Raw genomic sequence first — 2,821 nt, 5'->3', positions numbered from 1 at the left:
CCGGCCGCGATCACGATGGTGTTGTGTTCGACCAGCCACTTGATGGGCCGCAACTGGAAGATGCGCTTGGGCTCCGGCGAGGCGACCACGCGGCGCCACTTGTCGCCGTCCGGCTTGACGACCCAGCCCCTCTCTGCGGCCAGCCTGTCGGCCGCCTCCTTCGAGTAAACGGGGCCGATGAACTTCGTCGGATTGCTGAAGGCCGGATCCCTGGCATCGACCTCGACCATCGTCAGCAGCGTCGCGAAGGGGCGCTCGAAGGGCAGCAGGTTGCCGAGTTCCTGCTCGATCATGTAGCCGATCATGCCTTCGGTCTGCGCGCCCAGCACGTCCAGCGGATAGGTCTCGACCTCGGTATACGCGGCGCCCTGCAGGGCCAGCAGGCCGACTTGCGGCCCGTTGCCATGGCCGACCACCAGGTCGTGTTGTCGCGCCACGGGCGCCAGCGAGTGGGCCGCGATGCGCACGTTCTCGCGCTGGTTCTCCGCGGTCATGGGCTGGCCGCGCCGCAGGAGAGCATTGCCGCCGAGGGCCGTGACGATCAGCACCTTCAGTCCCCCAGCGTGGCGACCAGGATCGCCTTGATCGTGTGCATGCGGTTCTCGGCCTGCTCGAAGGCGATGTTCCACTCCGACTCGAACACCTCGTTGTTCACCTCGAGCCCGTCGCTGATGCCGTAGGTCTCGGCAATCTGCTTGCCCAGCGTCGTCTCTGTGTCGTGGAACGCGGGCAGGCAGTGCATGAACTTTACCTGCGGGTTGCCGCTGGCCTTCATCAGCGCGGCATTGACCTGGTACTTCATGAGCAGGCCGATGCGCTCCTTCCAGACTTCCTTCGGCTCGCCCATCGACACCCACACATCGGTGTGGATGAAGTCCACGCCGTTGACCGCCGCGTTCGGGTCGTCGGTGATGGTGAGCGTGGCGCCGTAGCGCGTGGCAAGGTCGCGCGCGATGCCGGTGAACTCGTCCGAAGGCCACAGTTGCTTCGGGCCGCAGATGCGCACGTCCATGCCCATGAGGCAGCCGACGATCATCAGCGAGTGGCCCATGTTGTTGCGCGCGTCGCCCAGATAGGCGTACTTGATCTGGCTGATCGGCTTGTCGCAGTGCTCGCGCATCGTCATGACGTCGGCGAGCATCTGCGTCGGGTGGTATTCGTCGGTCAGGCCGTTGAAGATCGGCACGCCCGCATACTTCGCCAGCGTTTCCACACCGGTCTGGCTGGCGCCGCGGTACTCGATGGCGTCATACATGCGCCCCAGCACGCGCGCCGTGTCCTTGAACGATTCCTTGTGGCCGATCTGCGAGCCCGCGGGGTCGAGGTAGGTCACGTTGGCGCCCTGGTCATGGCAGGCCACCTCGAAGGAGCAGCGGGTGCGCGTCGAGGTCTTCTCGAAGATCAGGCAGATCTCCTTGTCCTGCAGGTGCTTCTGCTCGGTGCGCGCGTACTTGGCGCGCTTGAGGTCGCGGGCGAGGTCGAGCAGGTAGCGGAATTCGCGCTGGCTGTAGTCCTGCACGGTCAGCAACGAGCGGTTGCGCAGATTGAAGCTCATGTTCAGTTCCTTGGTTGGTCGTCGTCAATAGGCCGGATCGCGCGAGATCGGACAGGTCATGCAGTGCCCGCCTCCGCGTCCGCGCCCGAGTTCGGAGCCGCGCACGGTGATGACTTCCACGCCCGCCTTGCGCAGCAGCGTGTTGGTGTAGGTGTTGCGGTCGTAGGCAACCACCACGCCGGGGTCGAGCGCCACCACGTTGTTGCCGTCGTCCCACTGTTCGCGCTGCGCCTGCCAGGCGTTGCCGCCGGTCTCCACCACGCGCAGCGCCTTGAGCCCGAGCGCGTCGCGCACCACGTCGAACAGATGGCCCTCATCCAGGTGGACCTCGATGCTGCCGTTGCCGTCCGGGCGCGCGCTGTAGCAGCGCACCTGGTCGACCACTTCGCGGAAGGCGGTGACGAGGTCGCGGTCGCAGAAGCTGAACACCGTGTCGAGGTGCATCGCGGCACGGCTCTTGGGCATCAGGCAGCCGATCACGCGCGTCGCGCCGCCGCGCGTCAACAGTTGCTCGGCCAGCTGGTAGACGGCCTGCCGCGTGGTGCGCTCGCCCATGCCGATGAGCACCACACCCTTGCCGATGGGCATCACGTCGCCGCCCTCGATGGTCGACGCGCCAAAAGGCTCGTCGGAATCGCCCAGCCAGATCTGGAAGTCGGCGCCCTTGAAGCGCGGATGGAACTTGTAGATCGCGCGCTGCAGCAATGTCTCGGGCTGCCGCGCGGGCCAGAACATCGGATTGCAGGTCACGCCCTGGTAGATCCAGCAGGACGGATCGCGCTGGAACAACGTGTTGGGCACCGGCGGGATCACGAAGTCGGTGTCGCCGAAGGCACCGATCAGGATGGAGGACATCTCGCTCTTCGGGATGTCGAGCAGTGCGATGCCGCCGATCAGGTGGTCGGCCAGTTTGGCGGCCGGCATCTCGTCGAGCCAGGGCCTTATCGCGCTGCGCACCCCGAGCCCGACCTCGTTCACGGTGATGCGCCGGTCGAGCACCCAGGCGCGCGCCGCCTTGTCCTGCAGCGTCTCGGCCAGCATCTCGTGCAGGTCGAGCACCTCGGTGTCGCGCTCGCGCATCTTGAGCACGAAGTCGTAGTGGTCCTTCTGCGCCTCGTGGACCCAGAGCACGTCGTCGAACAGCAGGTCTGCGGCGTTGCCCGGCGTGAGCCGCTGGTGCGCCAATCCCGGCCGGCAGACCATGACGGTCCGGAGCCTGCCGACCTCGCTGTGAACGCCTAGAGCATGCATGCAATGTCTCCTTGT

At 66.1% G+C, this 2,821-nt stretch carries 2 protein-coding genes and 1 pseudogene; all 3 read right to left on the bottom strand.

Annotated features, from left to right (window positions below; genetic code table 11):
• Positions 1-548: pseudogene (locus tag HB681_RS37455) on the bottom strand (carbamate kinase); the annotation flags it as partial.
• Between the two features lie 2 nt (positions 549-550).
• Complete coding sequence (locus HB681_RS37450) at positions 551-1,555, bottom strand: ornithine carbamoyltransferase (protein ID WP_213959960.1); 1,005 nt, start codon at positions 1,553-1,555, stop codon at positions 551-553.
• 24 nt (positions 1,556-1,579) lie between these two features.
• Positions 1,580-2,806, bottom strand: coding sequence for an arginine deiminase (locus HB681_RS37445; RefSeq protein WP_213959959.1), 1,227 nt, complete (start codon positions 2,804-2,806; stop codon positions 1,580-1,582).
• Positions 2,807-2,821 lie beyond the last annotated feature (15 nt).

This window comes from Variovorax sp. dw_954, assembly GCF_018449755.1.
Classification (GTDB): Bacteria; Pseudomonadota; Gammaproteobacteria; order Burkholderiales; family Burkholderiaceae_C; genus Variovorax.
The sequence above is the reverse complement of the archived record's forward strand: the minus strand, read 5'-3'. Positions and strand labels throughout refer to the sequence as shown.

Bases quoted from the DNA above. Each gene is read 5' to 3' on its own strand.
- HB681_RS37450 (WP_213959960.1), bottom strand. From the start codon at position 1,555: ATGAGCTTCAATCTGCGCAACCGCTCGTTGCTGACCGTGCAGGACTAC.
- HB681_RS37445 (WP_213959959.1), bottom strand. From the start codon at position 2,806: ATGCATGCTCTAGGCGTTCACAGCGAGGTCGGCAGGCTCCGGACCGTC.